The following is a 22,281-nucleotide window of genomic DNA, read 5'->3' as shown; positions in this document are numbered from 1 at the left end:
CAGAGTTAGTTTCATTCACCTGTGCATTGGTTTGCATCAAGGCTTCAGTAAAGGCAAATTCAGCGTTAGTCAGTGATGTTTCAACGTGAGTGATATAGCCGCGCATTTCGCCAAATTCAGCGACTGTGGATTGCTCAAAACTTGCTTGCGCTTTTTCGAGATTAACTGTGGCTTTTTCAACTGTCGTCACTCGGCCTTTAATAATACCGACTTCTTCATTGGTGCTATTAATCTCAGCGCGAACTTGACCGATTTGTTGTGCAAAGGCTTCATTGGATTCCGCTAACGATTCCTGAACAGTTAAAACATCCGCTGCCGTAATCTCAAATTTTGAGGCTACTTCTTGCTGGAACTTGGCGTGAGACTCTCTATCATTCGCTTGCACTTGCTCAAGTCGAAAGATTTCTGCTTTTCCGTGGGCTGTTGTTTCGCTAAGTTTGAAGTGAAGTTCAGTAGTAAATTGTGTATTAGTCATTACCGCTTCGTTAACGGCTTCTATCTCGCGATCGATACCGATAATTTTTTGCTTAAAGTCATAACCATCAATTTCTAAATCAGTCACTTTGTCTTTATTAAAGTCGATTTGCTCCTGCATTTGTTGACCAGCTTCATTGCTGAGGAACTCATTTTTTAACTCATCCATCATGTCCTGTGGCGTTCCACTGGCTTGCCCTACCGCCTCAACGAACTGTGACTTTCCGTAACTGTTAACCGTGCGAACATAAAACCAATAATTGGTACCCGGCTTTAGATTATCTTTCGACCAAAATTGCCCCTGACCTTGGCGGTTTGCTTTTGTTGTTACATCAATATCATTGGTGCTGGCCAGCTTCTTGTCGCTGAACCAAAACTCAAACGTATAGCCGTGTTGTGCGGTTTCGCCACCATGCGGAATACAAGTTAATGAGAACATGCCGCCAACCATTTCAACGCTAACCGGTTGAGGTGGCGCCTGAATATCAAAATCTACAATGGCAGGGGCAGACATCGCGCCAGCGGCATTAATTGAACGTACTTCGGCACGATATGCGCCACGCACCAAACCGGATAACTCTACACGTTGCCCGGGTTCAGGCACCTGAATAGACTGAGCAACCTTACCGTTTTCAATAATGTTAACGGTGTTATAGCGAACATCTGCGGCGGCTGGTTGCCAGCTGAGATAGCCCTGAACCACTTCACCGATATTGGTCGGCATAAACGTAAGGTTAAGCGGTGGTGCGACGCCACCGGTTGGCAAGACAGTGAATGGCGGACGAACAAAAGGCTTGCCGATAATATCTTCATAAATATAAGCGCCGTCCTCCTCGAGGAGAATATCAACCCCTTCTTGCGGGTGAAACTTCCACTCAGCAACACGAAACTCAAGGTCTTGAATACCAATGTGTGGCAGATTTAATAGAACAACATCTCCTGGTCGATATGCGTAACCGTCCATGTTCATTTTTAATTGAACCCGACGACCCGCGCGCTTTTTACGTAAATATAAATTGGCTAATCGACTCGCTTGGTATGGACTAGTGACAAAGCGATAATCCATGTTCTCTTTAATCTCTAACCCGTCCTCTTCTATCCATTCATCAATGATGACCGGTTCAAAGTCAGTTTTAATGTATTGCTGTTCTGAATCAACAAATGTGCCATAAATCGCATTAGTGGCATCACGTAGCCCAAGTTCTGGCGTAATATTGACAGTATCGATAATTTGATTAGGCTCAATACGTAAAACAGCTGGTCCATTATAAGCCTGCATCAAAATACCATGTTTACCTGCCACATAGGTCGGCTCGGCTGCAATGCATTTATGCATGTGATCAAGAACGGATGAGGGCGATTCCGCTAATTCATACGCTCCATTAATGGTGTATCGAGGTTCGCTTATTCCCTCAGGTGACGTCACTGGCTCAGCACATAAATCAGCTGCAGCTTTAAATGCATCAAAATTGATATCGGAATCAGGGACGCTGAGGTAGCTGCGGTAGAAATCTAAAATAACTAACGCACCGTTATTGCTCCAAGCCGTCTTATCTGAACGCGGATCATAAATTTGCTTTCCCCACACTTCAATTTTCACATTAGGCACACCGTACGGGAACTTTTCAGCGTCATATTTTAACGCTAAGCGTAGCCACGCCAGCCCGTTTCCTATCATGTCCTCTTTCCAAGAGGGCGCATTTTTCAACATATAAGGGTCACTGTCCGTGCGGCCGTTATGAAATTCATAACTCGCTTTATCACCAAAAGTCCCTATCAAATCCTCGTTTAACCAAATCTGGCCAATATGATCGACCTTATGGGCGGCAATCGCTAACGCCATGAATAGCCGTTCATTCTCAGTCTGATCGCCTTTTTCCTCTTCAGCAAAAAATAGAAGCCCAGAACAGACCGTTTTACCCACTATAATCGTTTCGGGTGCAGTTGATGAGCGAAGCATCTGTTTGCGTTCGGACTGATCGCGATACTGCATTGAGGGTAATTTATCTTGAAAAATAAACGCACCGGCAGCCTGAACCGCAATACCTGCGACAATCAAGGCAGTCCCTAGCCCGCCCGTAGCAATAACACCCGCCACCATTAACCCAGCGGAGACAATGCTTGTTACTGTCTTACCCATTACTCCACTCTCCATGCTTTAACTGGTTGATGATTAACAGGCATTGCGCCACTTTCGGTCACAGCCCAGACTTTATTTGCCCAGATAACACCTAATGTTTTTCCGTCATCGCCATCAAACATGACAATGTCACCTCGCCCCACTTGAGCCACTGGAACTTCAACAAAAAAGCTCGATAATGCCGATTCAATATCGCCGAATTCAGATTTCAGTACACGCGCTGCGCCTGCACGGGTTTTGTATCTACCGCGAACATTTTCGCAGGGATCAAAATCACAGGCCGCAATCACACAATCGGCAGCAAATAAACAGCAATCATGCTCACCCCATGAAAACGGCTTTTGCATGGCTTTTTGTAATGCTTCAGGAAGTCTTGTTGTCCAATTTGGGTGTCGCATTTAATGATCTCCAGGCATAAAAAAACCCGCCGAAGCAGGTTTATGTATTAAATTGATTTAAAAAAAGGTTATAGGTGTTATCGCCCAGATCTTAATTGCATAAATCATTCCATTCATTGGCAAAATCTTTTGTTCCATCATCTATTAATGATGCAGTTCCTATTTGCACAAAATTCTTATGGCCTGTGTATGCACCAAAGCTATTTTTTGCATTTACCTGTCCGCATACCACCCCTGACTTTCCAAGCTTACTATTTCTTATATCTGCAGAGGATGGATCTTTAAGCGAGTTTTTCAATCGTTTTTCACCAAACGATATTTGATTCATTTCCTCTATAGCTTCTTTTCTTATTCTATCTTTATAATCTTCAGCCTTAATCCTTGCTTCAAATTTTTCACCAAATATAGGTGTAGATGAATTAACAAATATCAGACTAAAGACACAAATAACAATAACGCCGATAGATGAAGCTATAGCTCCGACCTTATCGCAAAGAGCCGCAACCATTAATGACAACGGTATAAGTAATAATAGAGAGATTGGTGATCTAAAAAGAAAATAAACGGATACAAGAAAAATAATTAGCGCTAACAAAGCGAAATATTTCCCTGCGCCATTTGATTCTTTTTTATTATATTTAATTTGCGTTCTGGTATATTTACTTGCATTGTTTATTGCCAAAAAATCACTATGAACATATTTATCACTAACTTTATATACTCCATTATCACTAATATCACCTACTACCCCATTAATGACCATTGTGGTGATAAGTTCACTGCAGGTATATTCGTCCAATTCAAATACTTTGCATAGCAATTCACTATCAAATGTTTTTCTATTCGAACAATACATAACAACGTCATCGTAAATTCGCTCTATGTGACTTGCCATATCACTATCAATATTTTTTGTGTTTGACTCTGCCACGGCTATCCATCCCATTAATTAGTTTTAATATATTAACTTAAGTAATAACCATACCAAACCAATAAGAACAATAGAATAGATGTAAACTAAATAACAGAGACACAGATCACTTATAGATAAATGTTGGGGCATCTTTTTTGCTCCCCCAGTATATAGCACGCTCAGCCATTTGCGCCACATAGCGAAATACACGATCGCCTTTATGCCGTTTTGTCCACGATTCATCCGTAAATCTATCTGGCAAGCCCTGAGACCAACGTTCAAAACGATTTGATACCGTAACAGCGATTTCGCACTTATCACCCACGCTAACGCCAATATTGCTAATCTGACCCGCAAATAACACCTCAGCGAGAATAGGCTGTCCATCCTCATTGAGCGCTACCATCATCAATCTCACGTCACGCCCTCGGCTGCGCTCATTCATCACATCACCCAATAGCGAGGAGTCAAAGCCGCTGAGCGACAAAATAAGTTGCTGCGGGCTAGTTGTATTTTCTTCTGATACGGTTTCGATTGCACCAAGCTGACCTACACCTTGATAGACCTCTCCGGCGATAACCAAATTACCGGTTGAGGTGTGTACTCTGGTTACACCTGACTTAAGCTCTAACTTAGCTGCTGCGACAATATAACAACCGTCATTAATTGCCTTGGTCATTTCATTTGAAAAAGGGTGATAAATCATTAGTAAAGCGCCTCCTCAAACGAAAGGGTCGTCGATGTAAATACGCCGGGAACTCGCCTTAGTCGACCTTGATTATTATCGGTTAATTTGAAAATGCCATAAGGATTTGCTGCTTCGATTTTTTCACCCATTACAGGGGAATAGCGCAACATAGGGGAAAATAAAAGCATGGCGTTTCCTTGGCTATCGCTCGTAATATCAGCGGTAACTTTTTTCAATTCATTGTTAATAGTGAAATTGTCTGCCGCTCTTAATATTAACGTATTGGGCTTCCAACCTTTAGTTTGTAGAGATCTTCCCATCTGGTTAGACAGACTTACCGTAGGGTCTCCCATTCCAGTTAAGCCGGTTCGAACCCAGTCAAACAATTTAATGCGCCCAGACTCTCCATCCAACTGTGCAAGAATAACTTCAAGCAGCCTTGATTTTTCATCCGTTAAGTTATTAAGGGTTAAATCACAGCGCCATCGACTACCGGGATAACGCACGGTTTGTGCGCTTCCGGTAAATGTAGAGACAAAGGTTTTAGAGTTGCTCATCAGTTGCCAGTCCATAGCGGAAGGCTCAAGTGCTTTAGGCCACGTTAAAATATCCATGGTTATTTTCCTAGTGTTTTTCGTATCTTACCGTTTGTCTGGAAGTCTCGCATAATATCAGCCTTAGCCTTTGCCGCACCGTCCTCTGCCCCTTGTCTAGCGGCTTCCCTTAGTGCAGCCTCCAGTGCCGCATCCCCATTACCGTGCACGTGAATTTCCTGCTGAATAACCGTGCCACCAGCAGACTTATCATTGACCGGCATATCTATCTTGGGAAGCTGTGCACGGACGCCTAATGAACCATCTTTACCCCGAGTTAGAGGCATAATCGCCTCAGGCCCCGCCTCACCCATTAGCCCGAGTGATGGAACTCCGCCCTTTGCAAACGGGAAGAATGTCGGCGCATCAACAACTTGACCGCTGTAAGCGCTTAATCCGGGGGTATTATATAGCCCACCTTTCGCGTTTGCGGTGTAACCCTGCCACCCCGTAGGCATTCCCATTGCACCGGTACCGGAAGTAGCAGCACTTGCACCCGCCCCCGAAGCTGCGCCTCCAGCAATGCCGCCAAATAAACCCGTTAAAGCATTCGTGATCATCGCTTGCATGGCTATGCGGACTAGGTCTTGAATGATTGACTGTGCGAGTGATGCAGAAAGCTCTTGTAACGTTTCAGAGAATGATTTTGAGCCGGTTAAAATGCCCGTCAACGCATTGCTTGTGCGTTGCTCGACAGTTTCAAGGAGATTCATTTGCATTTGCTGCCAGTTACCCTGAGCGGCATACAATTCTTTAGCAGCATCAAGTTGCGCATTTTTAGAGCGATTAGTGGCTGCTACCATTAGCTCTTGATAGCGTTCTTGGCTAATTAAGTCATTGTTACGGTAGGCTTCATATAGGGCTCGCTGTTCACTTAGTTGATTTTGAAGCTTAACGACAGGGTCAATTTCACCGGCTAAATCATAACTCGGTAGCGCCTTTTGGTTCGCTTCTTCATTCAACTTTTGCTTTGCGTAGTCATTGTGCAACTGCAAGCTAGCCGCATAATATTGTTGCTCATTGAGTAGTTTAGCCTGTCGAAGCTCGTTAAGCTCGCTGGCAATTTCACGTTCCTTGCGCACCAAAGCTGTATAAGGATCGTATTTTTCAGCTAAATCCAAACGCTTACGCTGATGATTTTCTTCATTCAATAATACTAAGCGCTGCATTTCGGTTTGGCTGATATAGCCTTTTTTATACAGTTCCGCTATTTTATCAATATTCTCTGACTCGCCTGACAGTATTTTTTGTAGGCTAGACGCGCTCTCGGACTCAATGGACTTCCTAAGTTGCTGATAATCATTAAGTGCCTTAGCTTTTCCTTTATCGCCTTTATCGTTATCGCCGATTAGCTTAGGTGGAGGTAAATTTTTCGGATCCGCTTCAGGTGGCGCATTAAAGATATTTCCCTTTAAAACTTGCTCCTTATTGGCTATTTTCTCCCTTAACTTCTGGAGTCCTTTTTCTCCATCCTCCATATCAGATAAAATCTGATCTCTTTCCTTTCGGTAATCGTTGGGATTTTCATAAGCACCAGAAAGCCATCCCTTGCTGCGCCGTTCTAATTTAGCTAATTTTTCATCAGAATAGTTTTCTAGTCGCCTTGCGTCATTTTTTTGCTGATCAAGTAGTTTTTCTAAGCTTTCCTTATCCTCATCTAGCGATAACTGAACCTTTACTTTCGATAGTTTTTGCAGCTCTGCAATAGTTTCAACAACTGAGTCTTTTAATGACAGTGCGCTCTGTCGAGCTTCATCTGATTTTTGAGAGAAATAAAATAATGCCCCACCTGCTAGCATTGCTGCGCCAACGGGCCCACCTAATAACGCCAACGTTCCTCTTGCTGCTCTAGCGGCAAAATTCAACCGCTTTTGTGCCTCAGTCAGTTGATTGGTACTGGCTTCTTCGGCTTTGTTGAGCGCTATAATCGTCGCTGAATTTTTAGCCATTTGCTGACGGATAGCGTTACGTTGAGTTTCAGTTTGTGCCGCTCTTAACTGCGCCGCTAATGATTCTTGAGTTGTGATGGCAAAAGCTTGCTCCGCCCTGATCTTGGAGAGGGTGATCTCCAATCCCTTGGCTTGCGCCGCATTTAACACATAGTTATCTTTAGCTGTACCGAGCATCTTCTTGCCAGCATCATAAGCACTTAGCGATAAATTACCCATGTAGCGCGATAAACCAAGTGCGCCTATCGCAGCACCTGCTACTGCAAAGCTACTAAAATTCTCCGTGACCGTCGCCAGCGTTGCAGACATTGAGCGAGTGATCCCCATGCTCGCATTAATTTCACCAAAATAAGACTTGGCAGCATTCGCGGCTTTGGCAAAACCATCCGCTACCGTATTATCCATGCTGTCCGCTAACGCATTGTTGGCTTCTTTCGCGTTAATCAATGAGTTAGTGAATAACGTCATTGAAATACCCGTTTTAGCTGCCATCTGTTTAACGTCATTTTCGGTAACTTTGACGCCGCCGCTCATGCGAGATAACTCAGCCGCAATATCTTTCACCACAGAAGGCATCGCATTAAGCACAGAGTGCCAATCATTACCTTTTAATTTTCCGATGACCATTGCACGATTTAATGCGGTAAAAGCCGATTCGGTTTGTTGTGCGCTCGTGGCGTTCGCCGTGAACGTCGACGATAGCGACTCGATGTAGTCCAGTGTGTTTGCCGTTGAATAACCTAGCTCTTTCATGGCTGAGGCTGAACCCACATACAATTCTTGAGTAGTTTCTATGGCTTTACCGTTTCGGTTACTGACCGTTAAAAAGCGTTGCTGGAGTTCTTCATAACGACTGACATCACCTTCAACTGACGTTAACGCCATTTTGATACGCGCGGACATTTGCCCCCAGTCATCAACGGCAGTGATCAGGGTTGAAACCGAAAAGAAACCGGCTAATGCACCCGACATCATCTTGGCGGTACTGGTCACAGACGCTAATTGATTATTGATATCATTTAATGCTTGCTTTTGTGATCTTAATTCTCGCTCAAAACGACGGCTGTTTGCGCCCATCGTTTTATAATACTCATTACCCGTACGGGACGCCTTGGCTATTTCTGCCTGATAGCTCGTTGAGTTAGCGGAGATCTTAATAATAAGTTCGCGGAGTGTTGACATGATTGACCTGCGCCCTGCTGGGTATTGATATTAATTATGTTAAAGAAGCAAAGAAATTCTCTAACCCTGATCCGTCGCTCTCTCCTTCCTGCACACTCTCAGTATCCCATTGGATCAATGTGTCGTTAATGGATGTTTTCACACCTTGCGCATTAAAAATAGCCGCAGTGACTTGTGCGGCATGCACATCTAAACGCGCATCGCCAATGGGATTTATCGAATCAAACGCCCACCAGAGCTGTAATTCACTGGCGGGCAGAGTGCCGATTTCAGAGAGGGTTTTTCCTAGTCGTAATGCTAGAGTGAGCAAGAATTTTAGTGCAGGTTCACGGACTTTTTTTCAGCATCATTGGTGCCGGTGATTAATTCAAAAGCCTGATGGACAAGCCGAGCATGGACAGGACCATAAATCGCCAGTACTGTCGCCTTATCTTCTGGTGTGAAAACAGGTTGATGCTTCTCATCCAACAAAACGTTAATGAGAAAATCGACGTCAGTATCAAGGTTACGCTGAACCACTTCCTCCGTGCTCAGCTTCTCAGCGTCACCGAGGTCGCGATGCTCTTTTAACCACTTCAACCACACCGTCACGGACGGCTCACGCAACACCACATCAGCGCCCCATTCCGGAACGGTGACTTTCTTTGTGCGAAATGATTGTGCGGCATTCAATGCGATATCACGTAAATTCATTGCTTTTTTAGCCATGGAGCTTATTCTCCTGCTGCTTTGATTGGGGAAGGCTTACCTTTCATGCGTAATGTAAAGGAAGCGGACACTATGCCATTACCAGCAACCGACCAGCTGTTTTGACGTACTTCAGCAAGGAAGGCGTAACCATTACCGGACGGAAATTCCACTTTAAACGCATGAACGGTGTCATCGTCATAGGCTTGGCGTAACACCTCTTGCCCTTCGGCATCAGCTGACCAGTTACCGTTGATTGTCACCTCGCCGGGTGCGGGTAAACCGTTGATCATTTCCTGTTCGGTAGAACACAATGTCGTAACATCAATATCGGCCTTCTGACCGCCCGTGTAGCTAATTTCTTTCGTTGTGCAATCAATTGACAAAAAGCTCGCGCTTGCTGGATTAACTTCTGTCGCAGGTAATTTCGAAATGCTGATTTTGGTACCTTGCGTTTTTTCATGTTTAGCTGCCATATCAATTTCCTATAGAGATAAAAAAAGCTGCCGAAGCAGCTAATGTGGTTTGAGAGTGATTAATATTCGATGGGTTTAATTAAGGTGATTTCTTTAATATCGGCTAATTTTGCTTGTTTGTTGTATTCATCAACTAGCGCCATTAACTCAACATCAGCGCGTTCGAGCTCATTCATGGCATCGCGAAGCTTGGTGACGTCAATATATCGAATGCGAGTAATATCATGTTCATTACTGGTATAGTGATTACGCTCAATATCACTCAGCGCCACGTTGCGCGCTTTGGTCGCTTTGACAATCTCAGTCTGTAAATAAGTACATCGACCGAGCGCCTCATACTTTTTATCGTTTGCTGTATAGCCCTTTAATGCATGATGAACTGACATGGCTCATACCTCTTATTAGTTAAATTATTGCCAGACTTGGCATTCGAGAGTAATACGTCGGAGCTTTTCATCCGGCTCGTACGTTGGACGCTCGGTGATATTGGCAGGGTAAAGCGGCTTGATGGCTGACCGAATTTTCACCATTAATTCACGCGCAGCTTTTAAAGTGTCACAATAAACATCAATTTGAATATTGATCATCTGCTCAGCCTGACCGCTCAGAACATCACCATCAATACGATAGATTGATAATATGCACCAAGGTGGCTTAATAGGCGGCGATTCCAGCGGAACAACGTACGAAAACACCTTGTCCGGCAGTACCGACTCTAGATACGGTAAAATATCCGCTTCGGTCATTTGCGTAATACCTCGTCGATAGCTTGATTGAGTTTACTAATCGCAAAAGCAGCCGCTTCATCCGCTTTGCCGTCGAATGCCGGTCGAATAAAAGGTTGCGGCGGCATCTTTGCCGTACCATTCTCCAAAAAACGCCAGTAATAAGCATTGTTAGGATTAACCGCCTTCATGCTGTTATCGCTATTGGTGCCGGCTTTATTCGTGCCGCGAACATAAACACCCGAAGACACTTCACCCTGCTTGCGATTGCGCCGATTACTCACCACGATATTTTTAGCCAGCTTACCCGTTCGTTTAGGCGCTTTAGCTCTAGCCTCGTCACGCAAAACACTCGCCGCTGCATACGTCGCTTGCCGCAATACTTTGTTACTTTCTGCCTTACTGAGTAAATCAAGCTCCTTGCTGATATCCAGTAGACCACCAAAATCAAGGCTCATATCAACCATCGGCAGAGACTCCTTGTTTGCACAGTAATTCGAGGCGGGTGCACTTCACGTCGGGGATCACGGATTGGATATCATAAATAAGCCCACGATAAATCATGCGGCACGTGGAATTAATATCCAGTCGATAACGCATCCACGCCCGCACCGTAATTTCGGACATTTCAGCCCCAGCCGAAAGCAGTTCTCGCCCGCTTATCGCCTTAACCTCAGCCCGAGTCACGGTTATGTTTGCCCACACTTTCTCTCGCTCACCGTATTCATTCTTAACCATTTCAGTGCGTTGAAATATCACTCGATGCCGTAAACGTCCTGCCTGCATAATCCCTCCTAGAGCCCATAAATACGGTAAGGTTGAAGTAGCGCCTCAGTCGCAAACGGCAATGCGGAGGTGATATTACCAATATTGGTGGCTTCACGGTTTTCATACCATTGACCAATCAGCAATAACATGGCGTTTTTGACATCATCACCTAGCAACAACGGTTCGGGATCGACCTGATAACCTTCTGATGATCCGTTTTCATACAGCGTTCGGCGCGTGTAATTTTCCACATACTTGACCGCAGAGCCGGTATAAATGGTGAGTAACTTGTCATCATCAGTAAAATCAGCATCGATATTGCAATGCTGTTTAACCAATTCCAGAGAAAGCATTATTTCTCCTTTTTAGCCTTAGTGGGCTTTTCGTCTTGCTGCTCTTCAGCGTGATCGCCTTCTACTTCAATTGCATAGCCTTTTTGAATTAATTCACGCCCATGCAGATCGCCCGTTTCGATGATCTCGCCTTCAACAGCGACGTGATTACCGAAATAAATTGCACGTTGTACCGTCAATTTCATATTGCACCTCAAAAGAAAAAGCGGCCACCAAGACCGCTTAGGGAAATTATTCGCCGGAAGTTGGCGCGGTAAAATCACCGTACACAAACGCTTCGGGACGTTTAACGGCTAATGCGAGACGCTCTTCACAACGAATTGAAATCATATTCTTTTCAAAGTCGTCGGTGTTTTCGGTGGAGATCACTACATTGGTTTCTTCACGGTCAAACAGCTGAGCACCCGCATTAAAGGCACCGGTTAAGAACTTACCTTTGAATGCCGCTGTTTCCGTCACCACAATTGGCAAGCCCCACAATGTCGGACCGGTTAATGCGGATGGATTCGCCAGAATGTAGCGACCCAGTGAATCTTTCAACAGCTCAATCTTCGCCCAATCAATGAAGTGCAGAACGTGACCGGTGGCAGGGAAGCGGGCTAATTGCGCTTGCAGCATCGCTAAACGCAAATCATCGATGCCGCTTTGCTTATCGACAGCAAACTCTGCTTTGTACTTCGACGCTTGCGGAATAATACCGTGCAAGTGCGCACCGGTGCCGTCACCGAACAAAATTTCTTGCTCTTCCACAAACTTCAAGCCATAGCGCATTTCAGCATCCACTAACGACTGCAGTTGTGCAAAGTCATCTAAAATTTGCTTAGAGGCTTTGAACATGTGCGCAATCGTGGAGACGGGGGTCATTTTGGTCGCAAATTCAATATTGCTGTACGGCTTGGCGGTATTTTCCGGTACCACTTTCGCCGCATTGGTGAAACCGGTTTGCTGTACCCAGAAGATAGCCGGCGAGGTCGTTTTTCCCGGTGCGATTAAGTCGCGGATGAACAAACGTTGTTTTGGTGCGACATCAATCCCCGGTAAACGCTGGGGCTCAACCACGCCTTGCGCTACATCAACTGAGGTCAACGCCGCTTGAACCGCAACCGAAATACGCTTGCTCGCCTGCATGCTGGAGTTGATATCTTTCAGTACATCAGCAGAAATGACCTGCTGACCGATAGACTTCGCAGCATGGACTGCATTTTGCAGCGGCATTTGTGCCACGTGCTGCTCTAAATCACCCAACGACGCTTTCAGGGTTTTTTCAGATTCACGCAGCGCATTCAGTTCCGTTGCCATTTGGTCAACAGCGGCTTTCGTTTCGGTGCTCAAGCTGCCCACTTTTTGCGCTTCTTTCAGTGCTTCTTCAGCCTTCGCATTAAAGTCACCGTTCGCTTTTTCGATTTTAGCGGATAGGTTTTTCAATAGTTCGTTTGTATCAGACATAATAGCTCCAACAATTAATGAGTAACGGAAAAGGCACTAACGGCTTTTTCCAGTTCAGAAAGGGTTTCAGGGTTAATTTCAGAGGTAGCGCTTGGCGTACCCTTGGATTGAGAAGTAGCGCTCGGCGTACTTCCGGTTAATGCGCTAATTAATTTTCGACGCTCAGCGCGGGGAGTGTTCGATTTAGCGAGCAACGCATCCAGCTTACGTATAGCGGCTTGTGGGCTTTCGTCACCATCGTTAATGACATCCGCTGACAACAAACTGTCCGCAAAGCCTTTTTCAATCGCATCGTTAGCGCCAATGTAGGTTTCGTTGTCCATCATCTGACTGATAGCGTCACTAGCTTGACCGCTGCGCGCCATGTAGATATCGCACATCGATTTATCAAAGGGCTCCATATCGAGGGCGAGTTTGGCAAGATCATGACGGTTTCCGATACAAACGCCCCAGCAGTTATGGATCATCAAAAAGGCTCCACGGCCCATTTGAATTTCATCCCCTGCCATTGCGATAATAGAGGCTGCAGAAGCGGCAATACCCAGCACATTCACGGTCACTTTGCCGCTGTGGGCGCGAAGTTGGTTATAAATCGCCAGCCCCTCAAACATGTTTCCACCGGGACTATTGATGTTCACCACTACGTCGTTATTGCCAATCGCCCGTAATGCAGCGGCAATGCGTTTGGTGGTCACGCCTTCACCCCAATAATCCTCACCAATCACATCAAGGATAGAAATTGTATTGTCGGTACTGGCGGCTTTAATGCTCCCATCCCACTTATCTAAGGCGTTGGGGGTTAATTCATAGCGGATTGACGCGCAGGGGTTTCCCTCCAGTGCAACCGGCAGATGACTCTTTTTCATTCAATTTACTCCTCGGGTTGAGGTTTGGTGGGTGGTGCTGAATTACCTTCGGGGAATAACCAGTTAGCCAGCTGTGCCTTGAGCTTTTCAGACTCCGTGCCGGTACTTTCGCTGCCGAGCAGTTCAAGTGGTGTCAGGTTCAGCTGAACCGTATGAATATCCCCTCCGTCAATCGGCGGGTAGTTTTCCAACTTTCTGACATCATTTCGGCTCATCCAGCCGTTTTGTAGGGCAGTCGTGTAATACGCCGCACGTCCTGCACTGTCAGCCCGAAGCAAGCCTTCAACCGAAAACTCGGCATAGTGATCGTCGTCGTCATCCAATAAGCAACGATTGATTTCTTGCTCGATATTCACCAGGAGGGGACGCAAAGTGTTGGTGAGAAACTGCATGTTCATTCCCTCAACACTTGACGCCCAGCTACTTTGCTTATCGGCGTGACCGACCATAAACGGTGGTACCCGAAACCAGCGACAAATCTCTTCAATACTCCATGCACGACTTTGCAGCAATTGTGCATCTTCGGGGTTCATGGAAATGCCGTTATAGGTCAGGTCATTTTCCAAGATCATCAACTTGCCGGCATTTTCTGAGCTGATAAACGCATTCAAATAACCGCGCAGTTTTTCACGCTGTTCACCGGTTAAAGCGGCTTTTGAGGATAAAAACCCCGAAGCGAGTAACCCATTGCGGAAAATTTTTGCGGCGGTTTCATCTGTCGCGATGGCTGAACCTAAAATGTCTTTACCCACTTGAATGGGGGTCAATCCGCTAATCCCGTCTGTTCCAAAGCCGCGTATGTGCATCATGTTTTTCACGTGGATTGTCCGGTTCGCGCTGCCTTGTTCGGTATACTTGTATTCAAGAAGCCCACTGTCTAGCCGCTTCACTGTCATTGACTGCGGATATAACGGTTGTAAAGAGACTAATTTAGAGCCAATGTAGCGCTTTTCAATATAGGCATTACCCTGCAAGCAGAGACTCGACACCACCATCAACATAAACCGCGAAGGTGTCATTTCCATATTGGGTTTTCGGCACAGCACCCGATAGGCCGGATGCTCTTTCGCGATCACGCGCGAGCCATCAGCCTGATATTGATAAATCCGTAAAGGCAAGGTTGAAATTGATTCACTCAACAGCCGAATGCAGGACCATACCGCCGAAAGCTGCAAGGCCTTATCGACTGAAACTGATTTACCACTACTGCTAAGTCCACCGAGCGCCTTGAGTAAATCTTGACTGTCCAATCCTGCCGGTGTCGTTGGCTGACTGGCGTTAAACCGCTGCGCTTTACGCGCTGTTTTTCGTCTGGCCATTAGAAACCTACCATGATGGGATTATCAAAAAAGCCGTCAATATCGCCATGTTCAACTTCAACACCGTTCGACGCACCAACCGCCATCGCAAACGCCACCATGCCATCCATGCGACCTGTCGACTTCTCTTTAGTCAATTTTCGATTAGAAGCAGCATCTTTAACCGTGATCGCATTCGCCGCACACATATTCATCACCGGATGATTACCGTGCCGAATTTGGCCATTCAGTAACATCTGCTCCATTTTATCCAGCGCAGGGGCCATATCTTTAAAACCCTGACCGAATTCAACAAGCGGCAAGGTAAGCCCGATACTTTCAGCAGCCTTTTTAAACATCTCTATGCGCCAGCGGTCAAAGGCGATCACCTCGACATCAAGGTCAGCCAAAATAATGGCAATATCATTGACGACATAATCATAATCAACCATTGAGCCCGGCGTGGTACGTAATAACCCTTGCTTTTCCCAAACGTCATACGGCACTCGGTCAGTTTTTGCACGGTCTAACAAAGTTTGTTTGGGTGTCCAAAAATACGGGAATAGGTTCCACTTACCATCGGCAGATTGGCCGATCACCACAAGTGCGGTTAAGTCTTTCGACTCTGATAAATCCAAACCGGCATAACATTTACCGACAATCGGTTGTATCGGTGCGGCGCAGGATTCCCACACCGAACGCGAAATGAACGGCGATACAATAGAGACTCGCTGATTCAAATTTAAATTGCGGAACATGTTTTCTTGGCTGGGCATCCGTGACGCCATTTCCGCTAACCGCTTCATGTCATCCAACGAACGGAAATTACCTAACGCTGGATTCGATGCTCGCCATGCTTCGGGATCTAAAATATCCGCATCTTTTTCTGCTTCATAAACATGTGAAACAATGTGCGGGTCTTTGGAGTTCTTCGCATCATCAAGCCAAATACTCAGCAAGTCTGCATCATTGGCGGCTTGTGTGCTGATAGCAATCAAGAGTGGATCTTTATGCGCCCCTTGCGAGGTGACAATCGCATCCACAAACTCACTGCGAGGACCCACAATTTGCCCGACCTCATCGAGAATAGCCAAGACGGGCGAAAGTCCGTGTGCCGTTTTACCCTCAGCCGACAAAGCACGGTATTCCACATTGCACGGTTTACCTACGAGGCGTTTACCGCTAGGGATAATATGGACAATCTCCTGCAATCGTGGGTTGAGGTTAATCATCTTCACTGCCAGATTGAATACAATCGCGGCTTGCTCTCGGCTCATCGCCCCACTGATAATTTGCGAGTTTTGAACCGCTTCGGGTCCGACTAAATGCGCCAGTAGAATGCCAGCAATTAAACCGGTCTTGCCATTTTTACGGGCAATACTCAGATAGGCTTTGTCGGTACGGTGTGGATTGTCGTAAACCGCCAGAATGAAATGCTTTTGAAATTCATCTAATCGCATCGGCTTTCCAATCAGCTCCCCTTCGGGAACAATACAGAAACGCTCAATAAACGCGATAACACGTTCACCTCGTGTCATGGTTCCTCCTTAATGCATGGGAGCCGCCAATAAATCATCATCCTGAATATCGCTCAGGGTATCTCTGGCTTCGGCATCGTTTTTATTTCGGTTGCGTTGGTCACGGCTTTCGCCGTTCGTCGCATGGGAGTGGATTTGCAAATCTCGACGCTGTGCAAGGGCGGTACGCTGTAGCTCGACCACTTGCTTACGCAGATCTTTAATCAACCCTTCGTTGCGTTCTTCGCCGCGAATACGTTCATTTTTGCGTAATTCTTTGCGCAAAAGCGTTATTTCTAACTGATTATTGGCTAATTCTACCGCCGCCAAGAGGTCGGAGGGTGTCCAACTGTCAAGAGCTTTTGAGCGGATATTGTCATGCCAAAATGGCTCCGCTTTTTTCTCCAAACCTGCATGGCGTGGCGGTTCGATGGTATCAGCGGCAGCATTTTGCATGGCTTGAATTTCGGCGCTCACACTGTCAGAGCGTTTACGTTTTCCGGCCATTCGTGCCTCGTAAAAAAGGAAAAAAATCGGGTTAGCGTTATTTCAAAGGGTAGTGGTCGGTAATTTAAGTCATTGTTTTTTAACTTTTTACCCGCCCCACCCCTGATAGTTTCAATTTGTTACTATTTCAGATGGATATCAGGTGCGTCAGTGACCATGTTATTAGTGCAGGTTAATTTAACAGTAATCTCCACTGAATTAGTTAGCCCATCGGTAGGTGGAAGAATGAGAGAGGTTTGATTGCTCAATAGCAGACCATCCACGCTTAATGCATGACCGACGAACCGACCATTTCGAAATAGCTTTGATAACTTCACTAGCTTTTGATGGCTCATATTATTTATTCCAATGTGAATTGGGGTCGAGTGGTATGCCATCCCGACTACAGCCGACGACGACACCACTCTTCTCCATGCGTTGTTTAGTTGAGTTATGATGTGATGCGCACAAGCTTTGATAGTTGCTGGTGTCCCAGAATAGCTTTTGAGCCTTCGCTATCTGCTCAGAATCCTTTGACGCAAGCGCATCCTTTAGTCGGTGTGGGATAATATGGTCGACGACTGTCGCAGCTGTAATGCGCCCCTGTTCATCACACATTACGCACAGTGGGTGCTTAGTGAGATAGGCGAGCCTGACCTTTGCCCATCGACCGCCATAGACATTTGTCTTCTTCATTGCAGCCCACGAAACATCCGACCACCTCGCGCGATATCCTTAGCGATAGCTTTCTTCATCGCTTCGATGAGTGCTTCTTCTTGGGCTTTTGCTGTTTCTACTGCATTGGTGATACTGTCATTAGTTACTGCTATCGCTGATTTGATGCCGGTAACTTCACGCTGTAATCTTGTGAGGTTCTGAGCTATTGCTTGCTCACTAGCAGCTTGCGTACATTGCATGGTTGTAATTGAAGCCTGCAATTGACTAAACTCAGATTCAACCTGTTGCTTATACTTATCGAATTCTGACTCTTCATGAGATATTGTCTTATCTAATCGAGTGATGGTGTCTGGTGATTTCAATGCGATTGCGGCATCGGAGTTTTCACGCCCCATGTATCCCTCTGAACCAAACAAGATTGAGCCATCACGCATGATTGACATGCCACAAATTCGGTGGGCTACCTTTGCGTCAAAGTCTTTTGATTTAATGCTATCGGGGTCAAGCTGAGCGCGGGTAAACTGTTGCTTATCGTCATAATGAACGCCAGTTCTTATTGTTGTGGTGGGTGATTGTATTGCTATCTTTTCAATCACCGCTTTGTCAATGAATGCCTCATCAATAAATACCTGACCATTTGTAATAAAGAACTTATCAGCAACAAACCCACCTTTCGCTGGCTCCTTCAGTCCTGTTCTTACCATCAGCCCAGTAATGCGCTTTAGCTGTGCTTCTAGTTTATCTAAATCAGTGCTATCGACTGATATCTTTATAGATAGGGTGGCTATTTCTTTTTTATCTGACATAACTGTCTCCACAAATGAAAAAGCCACCAGTGATTAGCTGATGGCTATTTAGAATATTCTTCTAGGTGAATTTATATAACTGCGTGGTACCGAGTGACCACCAGCATTCAAAACATATATAAAATTCTATCAACGCCACTCAAGGAATGACGTTTGCAGAACTTTATAAAGCTAATGCTGTTGATTAACTGGTGACAGCTCACCCTCTTCAAACCATGCATTCACCGCACGACCATCCGCTGACAAGTAATGAACATAATATTGATTAGCATCGTTCTGATATTCAGCACGACCTTTAATGTGACCTTCTTCACCACTAATAGTGATCTGTACTACCTGACTTAATTCATGTTTAAACATATTGACCTCGTATAGACGTGGAAGATTAAATATCATGCTTGGTTACAATTTGTAGCAACACGTTACTCTTAATATTGGTATTATCAATTCATAATAACTAAAAATATTGCGTAGCCCTTAGCTCATCTCTGGTGGGCTATTTTTTTGCCTATTAAAAAGCTCCCTAATTGGAGGCTCGTTTCAAATATCTACCAAGCTGGACACGTCTGTGCCATCCTCTAGCTGATATTTTATAGTAATACTTGGAAACACCCCGACTAGATAACTTTCATATCCGCATGATTCACATATATGCTGGTATTTAGGTGGAAATGTTAGAGAAACACTACCATCCGTTTTTTGATACATATTGCCATTGCCGCAAGAGTCACATTGATAATATGTTAGCTCATGAAATACATTAACTGGCACTGGGCTTAGTTTCATTTCATCACCTGTTGTTGTTCAATTTCCCGTATTGCTTTCTTGTCGGCTAACGCTTGCACTCCGCAAAGTACCAATCCCTCAAGCCAAGGAATTGCTTTTCCAGTGTTTCAAGTTGCTTAAGGAGATTGAAATAATCTTCTCTAGTGTCTCCCTCCAAGGTGGGGGATCTGCCAGCATCCACGCCGGAGGTGGAACTACTTTCGGGCTTTGGACATTTGGCGTTGACGTACACGCGCTTAGTGCCATTACTAACATCAATACGCAACTGGTCGATTTTAGCTTTTGCATTTGTGAGCTCCGTAGTGTGTTTAGTGTCGAGTTCGTGAAGGGAGTCAATGCGTTTTTCGTAGTCGGTAGTAATCGCTTTTTGCTCATCGAGGGCGTCACTTAAAGACTTTTTTTCTTTTGTAAGGCTGGTGTTTTTATCTGCTAACTTTTGATTCTCACTCACCTGCCAATTCAGTAAACCACCTAGGATAAGTACCCCGGCAAACGCTAATACTGACATTTTCCAATTCACAACAAGCTCCACGCTTTTTCGAACGTAGCCTCACTATAAGGTTGGTAACCTAACTCAACGCCGACAATCGCGGTAGCTAGTGCAATGCCTGTTTTCTTATCGAGAGTATTGATATGGTCGTTAATACCCACTCCGATACTTGCCGCTGCACGATTAATGTAACCAGAAGTATTATTTTCAATCGGTGGTGCATACTTATTGATAATTGCTGAAACTGAATTTAATCCATATTTACGCTGATAAGTTTGAAGCAATTTATAGATAGCACGAATGCCATATTCAGCCATTTCAAAGCGACAGAAACGAGGCTTATCGACACCTATTTCAATACCTATCTGACCTTGCCATTTATTTGCAGGGTTATAATCAATATTGCCGGGGTTATTGTTACGCTCACCGCGTGCTATTTTTCGTTGCTGGTTATTCATTTATCCACCTTAAGAGTAAAAGGCCGCTTCATGAACGACCAGATTGATTTGAGTCGAGCAATTAATTTACTAATAACTACTACTGACATGATGTTACCGCCAGCTGAGAAAATGACGATAAATAGCACAGCACTAAATAACACATCTGATGGCGCCGCTATTCGGTCACCTATTGCCGTTTCATAAATCTTGTAAACCCAACAAATAAATAATGTAGTGCCTACTATGGAATCTCGATGCCTTGCATATCGACAAAGGAATACGGTCACGGCCGACGCTGACATAAATGAAATATCTACCGCATCTAAGGGGTGTTGGTGAAACCAGTTCACTACGTCATTTAACACGTTAAGGAAGGTATTCATTAGCCACCACCCCCTTTATTTCGCCAGTCTTTAATAGCCTGTACGATGCCGCTGAAGTTCCGGTCTATTGATGCGGCAATTCGACTAAACAGCTTTCTGAGGTTATCTTTGTTTGCCGCCAGCACGAGCACTGGAATTAACAATGCAGAAATAATAATCGCTGTTATTTTAGGGCTAACATCCCACTTCCATACTTGAGCAATAAACTCAGACGCCTCTTTAGCAATGAGGATCCCCGCACCAAGCGCAAGAATAAAATGCAGTATCTTTCGCCGGTTATTATCTTTAGATGCAATGACGGAAGCAGACGCGCCAATAATAGCTCCCAGCACGACACCATAATCGGCACCAATAAGGAACCCACCCATAGCACCGCCGCCAGCAGCACCTAGGGTTATCCCTAATGATGTGCTCATAAATTATTTATTCTCTTAACAGTTAATGAGAAGGCGTTTTACCTCTGCAGATAACCCGAACCGTATCACCCGTTACCGTAGTAACGTAAGCATGATCAGTTCGCTTGATATCAAACGCAGGGACACCTTCTTTCGTTGTGTATTCCAATCGAGCAGCAATATCAGGGTTATCAACTACTGGATAAAACTCCAGTCGGTACATATTTCCCAAATAATGTGACTCTTCAACTTTACGGCCTTCACGTTCTGTTATTAATTTAAGTGCGTACATAGTTATGTTCCTTTTTTCATAGGTAATAGAAAGCCACCAGCAACGTCATTGCAGTAATTAAACATGTTGATAGTGATTTGCGGTGGCTATATACGAAAAAGGCCACGCAACGCGCAGCCCTTAGAATAATTTTGGAATATTTTGTTGCTTGAGCTAGCTGGACCGCCATCGAGGCATCGAACCCCGACTCTTAGTTTCGCTAAGACTAAATACTCTTCCAGTTGAGTTAATGGCGGGTAGGTATTATTTAAACCAGTAAACTAATGCGAAGGTCGTCAAAGTCAATACAGCGATAGTTAACATACCTTCTGCAATTGATAGAATTCGGTGGTATAGCGCGTTCTGATCCATAAGGCTTTCCTTTGGATACCGCATCTATTGTTTAGATAAAAGCTCGCGGGTGCAAGATTTGCTGTTTATAGCAATGGGGTATGGTGACCTAAGCACTATAGCATGTCGATTGTGAATTAGCGCAATTAATAACCAAAAAGCAAAAAACCCCGCATTGCGAGGTCTTTGGATTCATTTAATGCGACTAGGTATAGAATGTCCATTATTAGAAGATAATAAGCCAACTTTATGCAAAAATCAAACTAGCTTTGTATGTATCATTTCCCAATATTAGTTTCGAATACCCATGCCCCATTAATTTTCCCTACCGCCTTAATTTTTACTCCCTCTAAAAATGCAGAAAAAATAAAAATAGAATGAGGAAGCCAACCTATATTAAGTATTAGCTCAAATTCTGACTTTAAATCGTATGAGTTTTTATTATTGTAACTTTTTAGCTTATTCCTACTAGCTATTAATTTTCTACAAGGTTCTATTGATTCCGCTCTTTTTTGAATGTCTGTAGCCAATGACTCGAAATCATTAAACAGATCTATTGGGCCATAACCACTCCATAATCTCTTTAGATCTTCTTCATAAACATTATTCATAAAACACCCATTTTTCAAAAAAAACAAATTCGAATATAAACTCATATAAATCATATGTCTACATCTTAAAAATATGCTTGACAGATTACTAATTTAGTTCAATTTTCACGC

Annotated in this window: 30 protein-coding genes; all 30 read right to left on the bottom strand. The window is 44.6% G+C overall.

The features are described 5' to 3' along the window. The coding region (locus ACTH6U_RS19410) for a phage tail tip protein J-related protein (RefSeq protein WP_441832965.1) at positions 1 to 2,614 on the bottom strand (2,614 nt) is incomplete at its 3' end. Beyond that, entirely contained in the window at positions 2,614 to 3,012 is a 399-nt protein-coding gene (locus ACTH6U_RS19405) for a DUF6950 family protein (RefSeq protein ID WP_441832964.1), read from the bottom strand. The genes ACTH6U_RS19405 and ACTH6U_RS19410, both read right to left, overlap by 1 nt. A gap of 91 nt (positions 3,013 to 3,103) precedes the next feature. Next, positions 3,104 to 3,943, bottom strand: a complete 840-nt coding sequence (locus ACTH6U_RS19400; protein WP_441832963.1) for a hypothetical protein — start codon at positions 3,941 to 3,943, stop codon at positions 3,104 to 3,106. Between the two features lie 106 nt (positions 3,944 to 4,049). Further along, entirely contained in the window at positions 4,050 to 4,631 is a 582-nt protein-coding gene (locus ACTH6U_RS19395; RefSeq protein WP_441832962.1) for a hypothetical protein, read from the bottom strand. Beyond that, on the bottom strand, positions 4,631 to 5,227 hold the full coding sequence (locus ACTH6U_RS19390; protein ID WP_441832961.1) for a hypothetical protein: 597 nt from the start codon (positions 5,225 to 5,227) through the stop codon (positions 4,631 to 4,633). The genes ACTH6U_RS19395 and ACTH6U_RS19390 overlap by 1 nt, the downstream gene beginning before the upstream one ends. Before the next feature lie 2 nt (positions 5,228 to 5,229). Continuing rightward, positions 5,230 to 8,337 carry a tape measure protein gene (locus ACTH6U_RS19385; RefSeq protein WP_441832960.1) on the bottom strand — a complete coding sequence of 1,036 codons (3,108 nt, stop codon included), beginning with the start codon at positions 8,335 to 8,337 and terminating at the stop codon, positions 5,230 to 5,232. A 34-nt stretch (positions 8,338 to 8,371) separates the two neighbouring features. Further along, positions 8,372 to 8,647, bottom strand: coding sequence for a phage tail assembly protein T (locus ACTH6U_RS19380; RefSeq protein ID WP_441832959.1), 276 nt, complete (start codon positions 8,645 to 8,647; stop codon positions 8,372 to 8,374). Between the two features lie 5 nt (positions 8,648 to 8,652). Beyond that, positions 8,653 to 9,045 carry a phage tail assembly chaperone gene (locus ACTH6U_RS19375; protein WP_441832958.1) on the bottom strand — a complete coding sequence of 131 codons (393 nt, stop codon included), beginning with the start codon at positions 9,043 to 9,045 and terminating at the stop codon, positions 8,653 to 8,655. A 5-nt stretch (positions 9,046 to 9,050) separates the two neighbouring features. Beyond that, positions 9,051 to 9,500, bottom strand: coding sequence for a phage tail tube protein (locus ACTH6U_RS19370; RefSeq protein WP_441832957.1), 450 nt, complete (start codon positions 9,498 to 9,500; stop codon positions 9,051 to 9,053). Between the two features lie 59 nt (positions 9,501 to 9,559). Then, positions 9,560 to 9,886, bottom strand: a complete 327-nt coding sequence (locus ACTH6U_RS19365) for a hypothetical protein (RefSeq protein WP_441832956.1) — start codon at positions 9,884 to 9,886, stop codon at positions 9,560 to 9,562. 24 nt (positions 9,887 to 9,910) lie between these two features. Further along, positions 9,911 to 10,246, bottom strand: coding sequence for a hypothetical protein (locus tag ACTH6U_RS19360; RefSeq protein WP_441832955.1), 336 nt, complete (start codon positions 10,244 to 10,246; stop codon positions 9,911 to 9,913). Beyond that, positions 10,243 to 10,692 carry an HK97-gp10 family putative phage morphogenesis protein gene (locus ACTH6U_RS19355; protein WP_441832954.1) on the bottom strand — a complete coding sequence of 150 codons (450 nt, stop codon included), beginning with the start codon at positions 10,690 to 10,692 and terminating at the stop codon, positions 10,243 to 10,245. Before ACTH6U_RS19355 ends, ACTH6U_RS19360 begins: the two co-directional genes overlap by 4 nt. Then, complete coding sequence (locus tag ACTH6U_RS19350) at positions 10,685 to 11,011, bottom strand: phage head closure protein (RefSeq protein WP_441832953.1); 327 nt, start codon at positions 11,009 to 11,011, stop codon at positions 10,685 to 10,687. Before ACTH6U_RS19350 ends, ACTH6U_RS19355 begins: the two co-directional genes overlap by 8 nt. Before the next feature lie 8 nt (positions 11,012 to 11,019). Then, complete coding sequence (locus tag ACTH6U_RS19345) at positions 11,020 to 11,346, bottom strand: head-tail connector protein (protein ID WP_441832952.1); 327 nt, start codon at positions 11,344 to 11,346, stop codon at positions 11,020 to 11,022. Further along, positions 11,346 to 11,531 carry a hypothetical protein gene (locus tag ACTH6U_RS19340; RefSeq protein WP_441832951.1) on the bottom strand — a complete coding sequence of 62 codons (186 nt, stop codon included), beginning with the start codon at positions 11,529 to 11,531 and terminating at the stop codon, positions 11,346 to 11,348. The genes ACTH6U_RS19345 and ACTH6U_RS19340 overlap by 1 nt, the downstream gene beginning before the upstream one ends. Positions 11,532 to 11,577: 46 nt before the next feature. Next, on the bottom strand, positions 11,578 to 12,792 hold the full coding sequence (locus ACTH6U_RS19335) for a phage major capsid protein (RefSeq protein WP_441832950.1): 1,215 nt from the start codon (positions 12,790 to 12,792) through the stop codon (positions 11,578 to 11,580). Positions 12,793 to 12,806: 14 nt separating this feature from the next. Further along, positions 12,807 to 13,658, bottom strand: a complete 852-nt coding sequence (locus ACTH6U_RS19330) for a head maturation protease, ClpP-related (protein ID WP_441832949.1) — start codon at positions 13,656 to 13,658, stop codon at positions 12,807 to 12,809. A gap of 5 nt (positions 13,659 to 13,663) precedes the next feature. Then, the gene (locus ACTH6U_RS19325; RefSeq protein WP_441832948.1) at positions 13,664 to 14,977 is read right to left on the bottom strand and encodes a phage portal protein; all 1,314 of its coding nucleotides are present in this window, start codon (positions 14,975 to 14,977) and stop codon (positions 13,664 to 13,666) included. Continuing rightward, entirely contained in the window at positions 14,977 to 16,494 is a 1,518-nt protein-coding gene (locus tag ACTH6U_RS19320) for a terminase large subunit (protein WP_441832947.1), read from the bottom strand. The genes ACTH6U_RS19325 and ACTH6U_RS19320 overlap by 1 nt, the downstream gene beginning before the upstream one ends. Before the next feature lie 9 nt (positions 16,495 to 16,503). After that, positions 16,504 to 16,980, bottom strand: coding sequence for a terminase (locus ACTH6U_RS19315; protein WP_441832946.1), 477 nt, complete (start codon positions 16,978 to 16,980; stop codon positions 16,504 to 16,506). A 122-nt stretch (positions 16,981 to 17,102) separates the two neighbouring features. Further along, positions 17,103 to 17,315 (bottom strand): hypothetical protein, encoded by a 213-nt coding sequence (locus tag ACTH6U_RS19310; RefSeq protein ID WP_441832945.1) that lies wholly within the window; start codon positions 17,313 to 17,315, stop codon positions 17,103 to 17,105. A gap of 1 nt (position 17,316) precedes the next feature. Then, the gene (locus ACTH6U_RS19305) at positions 17,317 to 17,655 is read right to left on the bottom strand and encodes an HNH endonuclease signature motif containing protein (RefSeq protein ID WP_441832944.1); all 339 of its coding nucleotides are present in this window, start codon (positions 17,653 to 17,655) and stop codon (positions 17,317 to 17,319) included. Further along, positions 17,652 to 18,443 (bottom strand): hypothetical protein, encoded by a 792-nt coding sequence (locus tag ACTH6U_RS19300; protein WP_441832943.1) that lies wholly within the window; start codon positions 18,441 to 18,443, stop codon positions 17,652 to 17,654. Before ACTH6U_RS19300 ends, ACTH6U_RS19305 begins: the two co-directional genes overlap by 4 nt. Before the next feature lie 171 nt (positions 18,444 to 18,614). Next, positions 18,615 to 18,803, bottom strand: a complete 189-nt coding sequence (locus ACTH6U_RS19295) for a hypothetical protein (RefSeq protein ID WP_441832942.1) — start codon at positions 18,801 to 18,803, stop codon at positions 18,615 to 18,617. Positions 18,804 to 19,275: 472 nt separating this feature from the next. Next, positions 19,276 to 19,749, bottom strand: coding sequence for a lysis protein (locus tag ACTH6U_RS19290; RefSeq protein WP_441832941.1), 474 nt, complete (start codon positions 19,747 to 19,749; stop codon positions 19,276 to 19,278). Next, complete coding sequence (locus tag ACTH6U_RS19285; protein ID WP_441832940.1) at positions 19,746 to 20,177, bottom strand: structural protein; 432 nt, start codon at positions 20,175 to 20,177, stop codon at positions 19,746 to 19,748. Before ACTH6U_RS19285 ends, ACTH6U_RS19290 begins: the two co-directional genes overlap by 4 nt. After that, the gene (locus ACTH6U_RS19280; protein WP_441832939.1) at positions 20,174 to 20,542 is read right to left on the bottom strand and encodes a hypothetical protein; all 369 of its coding nucleotides are present in this window, start codon (positions 20,540 to 20,542) and stop codon (positions 20,174 to 20,176) included. Before ACTH6U_RS19280 ends, ACTH6U_RS19285 begins: the two co-directional genes overlap by 4 nt. Then, positions 20,542 to 20,958, bottom strand: coding sequence for a putative holin (locus ACTH6U_RS19275; RefSeq protein WP_441832938.1), 417 nt, complete (start codon positions 20,956 to 20,958; stop codon positions 20,542 to 20,544). Before ACTH6U_RS19275 ends, ACTH6U_RS19280 begins: the two co-directional genes overlap by 1 nt. A 22-nt stretch (positions 20,959 to 20,980) precedes the next feature. Further along, positions 20,981 to 21,229 (bottom strand): hypothetical protein, encoded by a 249-nt coding sequence (locus ACTH6U_RS19270; RefSeq protein WP_441832937.1) that lies wholly within the window; start codon positions 21,227 to 21,229, stop codon positions 20,981 to 20,983. A 608-nt stretch (positions 21,230 to 21,837) separates the two neighbouring features. Then, positions 21,838 to 22,170, bottom strand: a complete 333-nt coding sequence (locus ACTH6U_RS19265; RefSeq protein WP_441832936.1) for a hypothetical protein — start codon at positions 22,168 to 22,170, stop codon at positions 21,838 to 21,840. Positions 22,171 to 22,281: the final 111 nt, after the last annotated feature.

This window comes from Providencia sp. (genome assembly GCF_052096715.1).
Classification (GTDB): domain Bacteria; phylum Pseudomonadota; class Gammaproteobacteria; order Enterobacterales; family Enterobacteriaceae; genus Providencia.
The sequence above is the reverse complement of the archived record's forward strand: the minus strand, read 5'-3'. Positions and strand labels throughout refer to the sequence as shown.

Coding starts and splice junctions, on each gene's coding strand:
- ACTH6U_RS19405 (WP_441832964.1), bottom strand. CDS start 3,012: ATGCGACACCCAAATTGGACAACAAGACTTCCTGAAGCATTACAAAAA.
- ACTH6U_RS19395 (WP_441832962.1), bottom strand. CDS start 4,631: ATGATTTATCACCCTTTTTCAAATGAAATGACCAAGGCAATTAATGAC.
- ACTH6U_RS19390 (WP_441832961.1), bottom strand. CDS start 5,227: ATGGATATTTTAACGTGGCCTAAAGCACTTGAGCCTTCCGCTATGGAC.
- ACTH6U_RS19385 (WP_441832960.1), bottom strand. CDS start 8,337: ATGTCAACACTCCGCGAACTTATTATTAAGATCTCCGCTAACTCAACG.
- ACTH6U_RS19375 (WP_441832958.1), bottom strand. CDS start 9,045: ATGGCTAAAAAAGCAATGAATTTACGTGATATCGCATTGAATGCCGCA.
- ACTH6U_RS19370 (WP_441832957.1), bottom strand. CDS start 9,500: ATGGCAGCTAAACATGAAAAAACGCAAGGTACCAAAATCAGCATTTCG.
- ACTH6U_RS19365 (WP_441832956.1), bottom strand. CDS start 9,886: ATGTCAGTTCATCATGCATTAAAGGGCTATACAGCAAACGATAAAAAG.
- ACTH6U_RS19360 (WP_441832955.1), bottom strand. CDS start 10,246: ATGACCGAAGCGGATATTTTACCGTATCTAGAGTCGGTACTGCCGGAC.
- ACTH6U_RS19355 (WP_441832954.1), bottom strand. CDS start 10,692: ATGGTTGATATGAGCCTTGATTTTGGTGGTCTACTGGATATCAGCAAG.
- ACTH6U_RS19350 (WP_441832953.1), bottom strand. CDS start 11,011: ATGCAGGCAGGACGTTTACGGCATCGAGTGATATTTCAACGCACTGAA.
- ACTH6U_RS19345 (WP_441832952.1), bottom strand. CDS start 11,346: ATGCTTTCTCTGGAATTGGTTAAACAGCATTGCAATATCGATGCTGAT.
- ACTH6U_RS19340 (WP_441832951.1), bottom strand. CDS start 11,531: ATGAAATTGACGGTACAACGTGCAATTTATTTCGGTAATCACGTCGCT.
- ACTH6U_RS19335 (WP_441832950.1), bottom strand. CDS start 12,792: ATGTCTGATACAAACGAACTATTGAAAAACCTATCCGCTAAAATCGAA.
- ACTH6U_RS19330 (WP_441832949.1), bottom strand. CDS start 13,658: ATGAAAAAGAGTCATCTGCCGGTTGCACTGGAGGGAAACCCCTGCGCG.
- ACTH6U_RS19325 (WP_441832948.1), bottom strand. CDS start 14,977: ATGGCCAGACGAAAAACAGCGCGTAAAGCGCAGCGGTTTAACGCCAGT.
- ACTH6U_RS19320 (WP_441832947.1), bottom strand. CDS start 16,494: ATGACACGAGGTGAACGTGTTATCGCGTTTATTGAGCGTTTCTGTATT.
- ACTH6U_RS19315 (WP_441832946.1), bottom strand. CDS start 16,980: ATGGCCGGAAAACGTAAACGCTCTGACAGTGTGAGCGCCGAAATTCAA.
- ACTH6U_RS19310 (WP_441832945.1), bottom strand. CDS start 17,315: ATGAGCCATCAAAAGCTAGTGAAGTTATCAAAGCTATTTCGAAATGGT.
- ACTH6U_RS19305 (WP_441832944.1), bottom strand. CDS start 17,655: ATGAAGAAGACAAATGTCTATGGCGGTCGATGGGCAAAGGTCAGGCTC.
- ACTH6U_RS19300 (WP_441832943.1), bottom strand. CDS start 18,443: ATGTCAGATAAAAAAGAAATAGCCACCCTATCTATAAAGATATCAGTC.
- ACTH6U_RS19295 (WP_441832942.1), bottom strand. CDS start 18,803: ATGTTTAAACATGAATTAAGTCAGGTAGTACAGATCACTATTAGTGGT.
- ACTH6U_RS19285 (WP_441832940.1), bottom strand. CDS start 20,177: ATGAATAACCAGCAACGAAAAATAGCACGCGGTGAGCGTAACAATAAC.
- ACTH6U_RS19280 (WP_441832939.1), bottom strand. CDS start 20,542: ATGAATACCTTCCTTAACGTGTTAAATGACGTAGTGAACTGGTTTCAC.
- ACTH6U_RS19275 (WP_441832938.1), bottom strand. CDS start 20,958: ATGAGCACATCATTAGGGATAACCCTAGGTGCTGCTGGCGGCGGTGCT.
- ACTH6U_RS19270 (WP_441832937.1), bottom strand. CDS start 21,229: ATGTACGCACTTAAATTAATAACAGAACGTGAAGGCCGTAAAGTTGAA.
- ACTH6U_RS19265 (WP_441832936.1), bottom strand. CDS start 22,170: ATGAATAATGTTTATGAAGAAGATCTAAAGAGATTATGGAGTGGTTAT.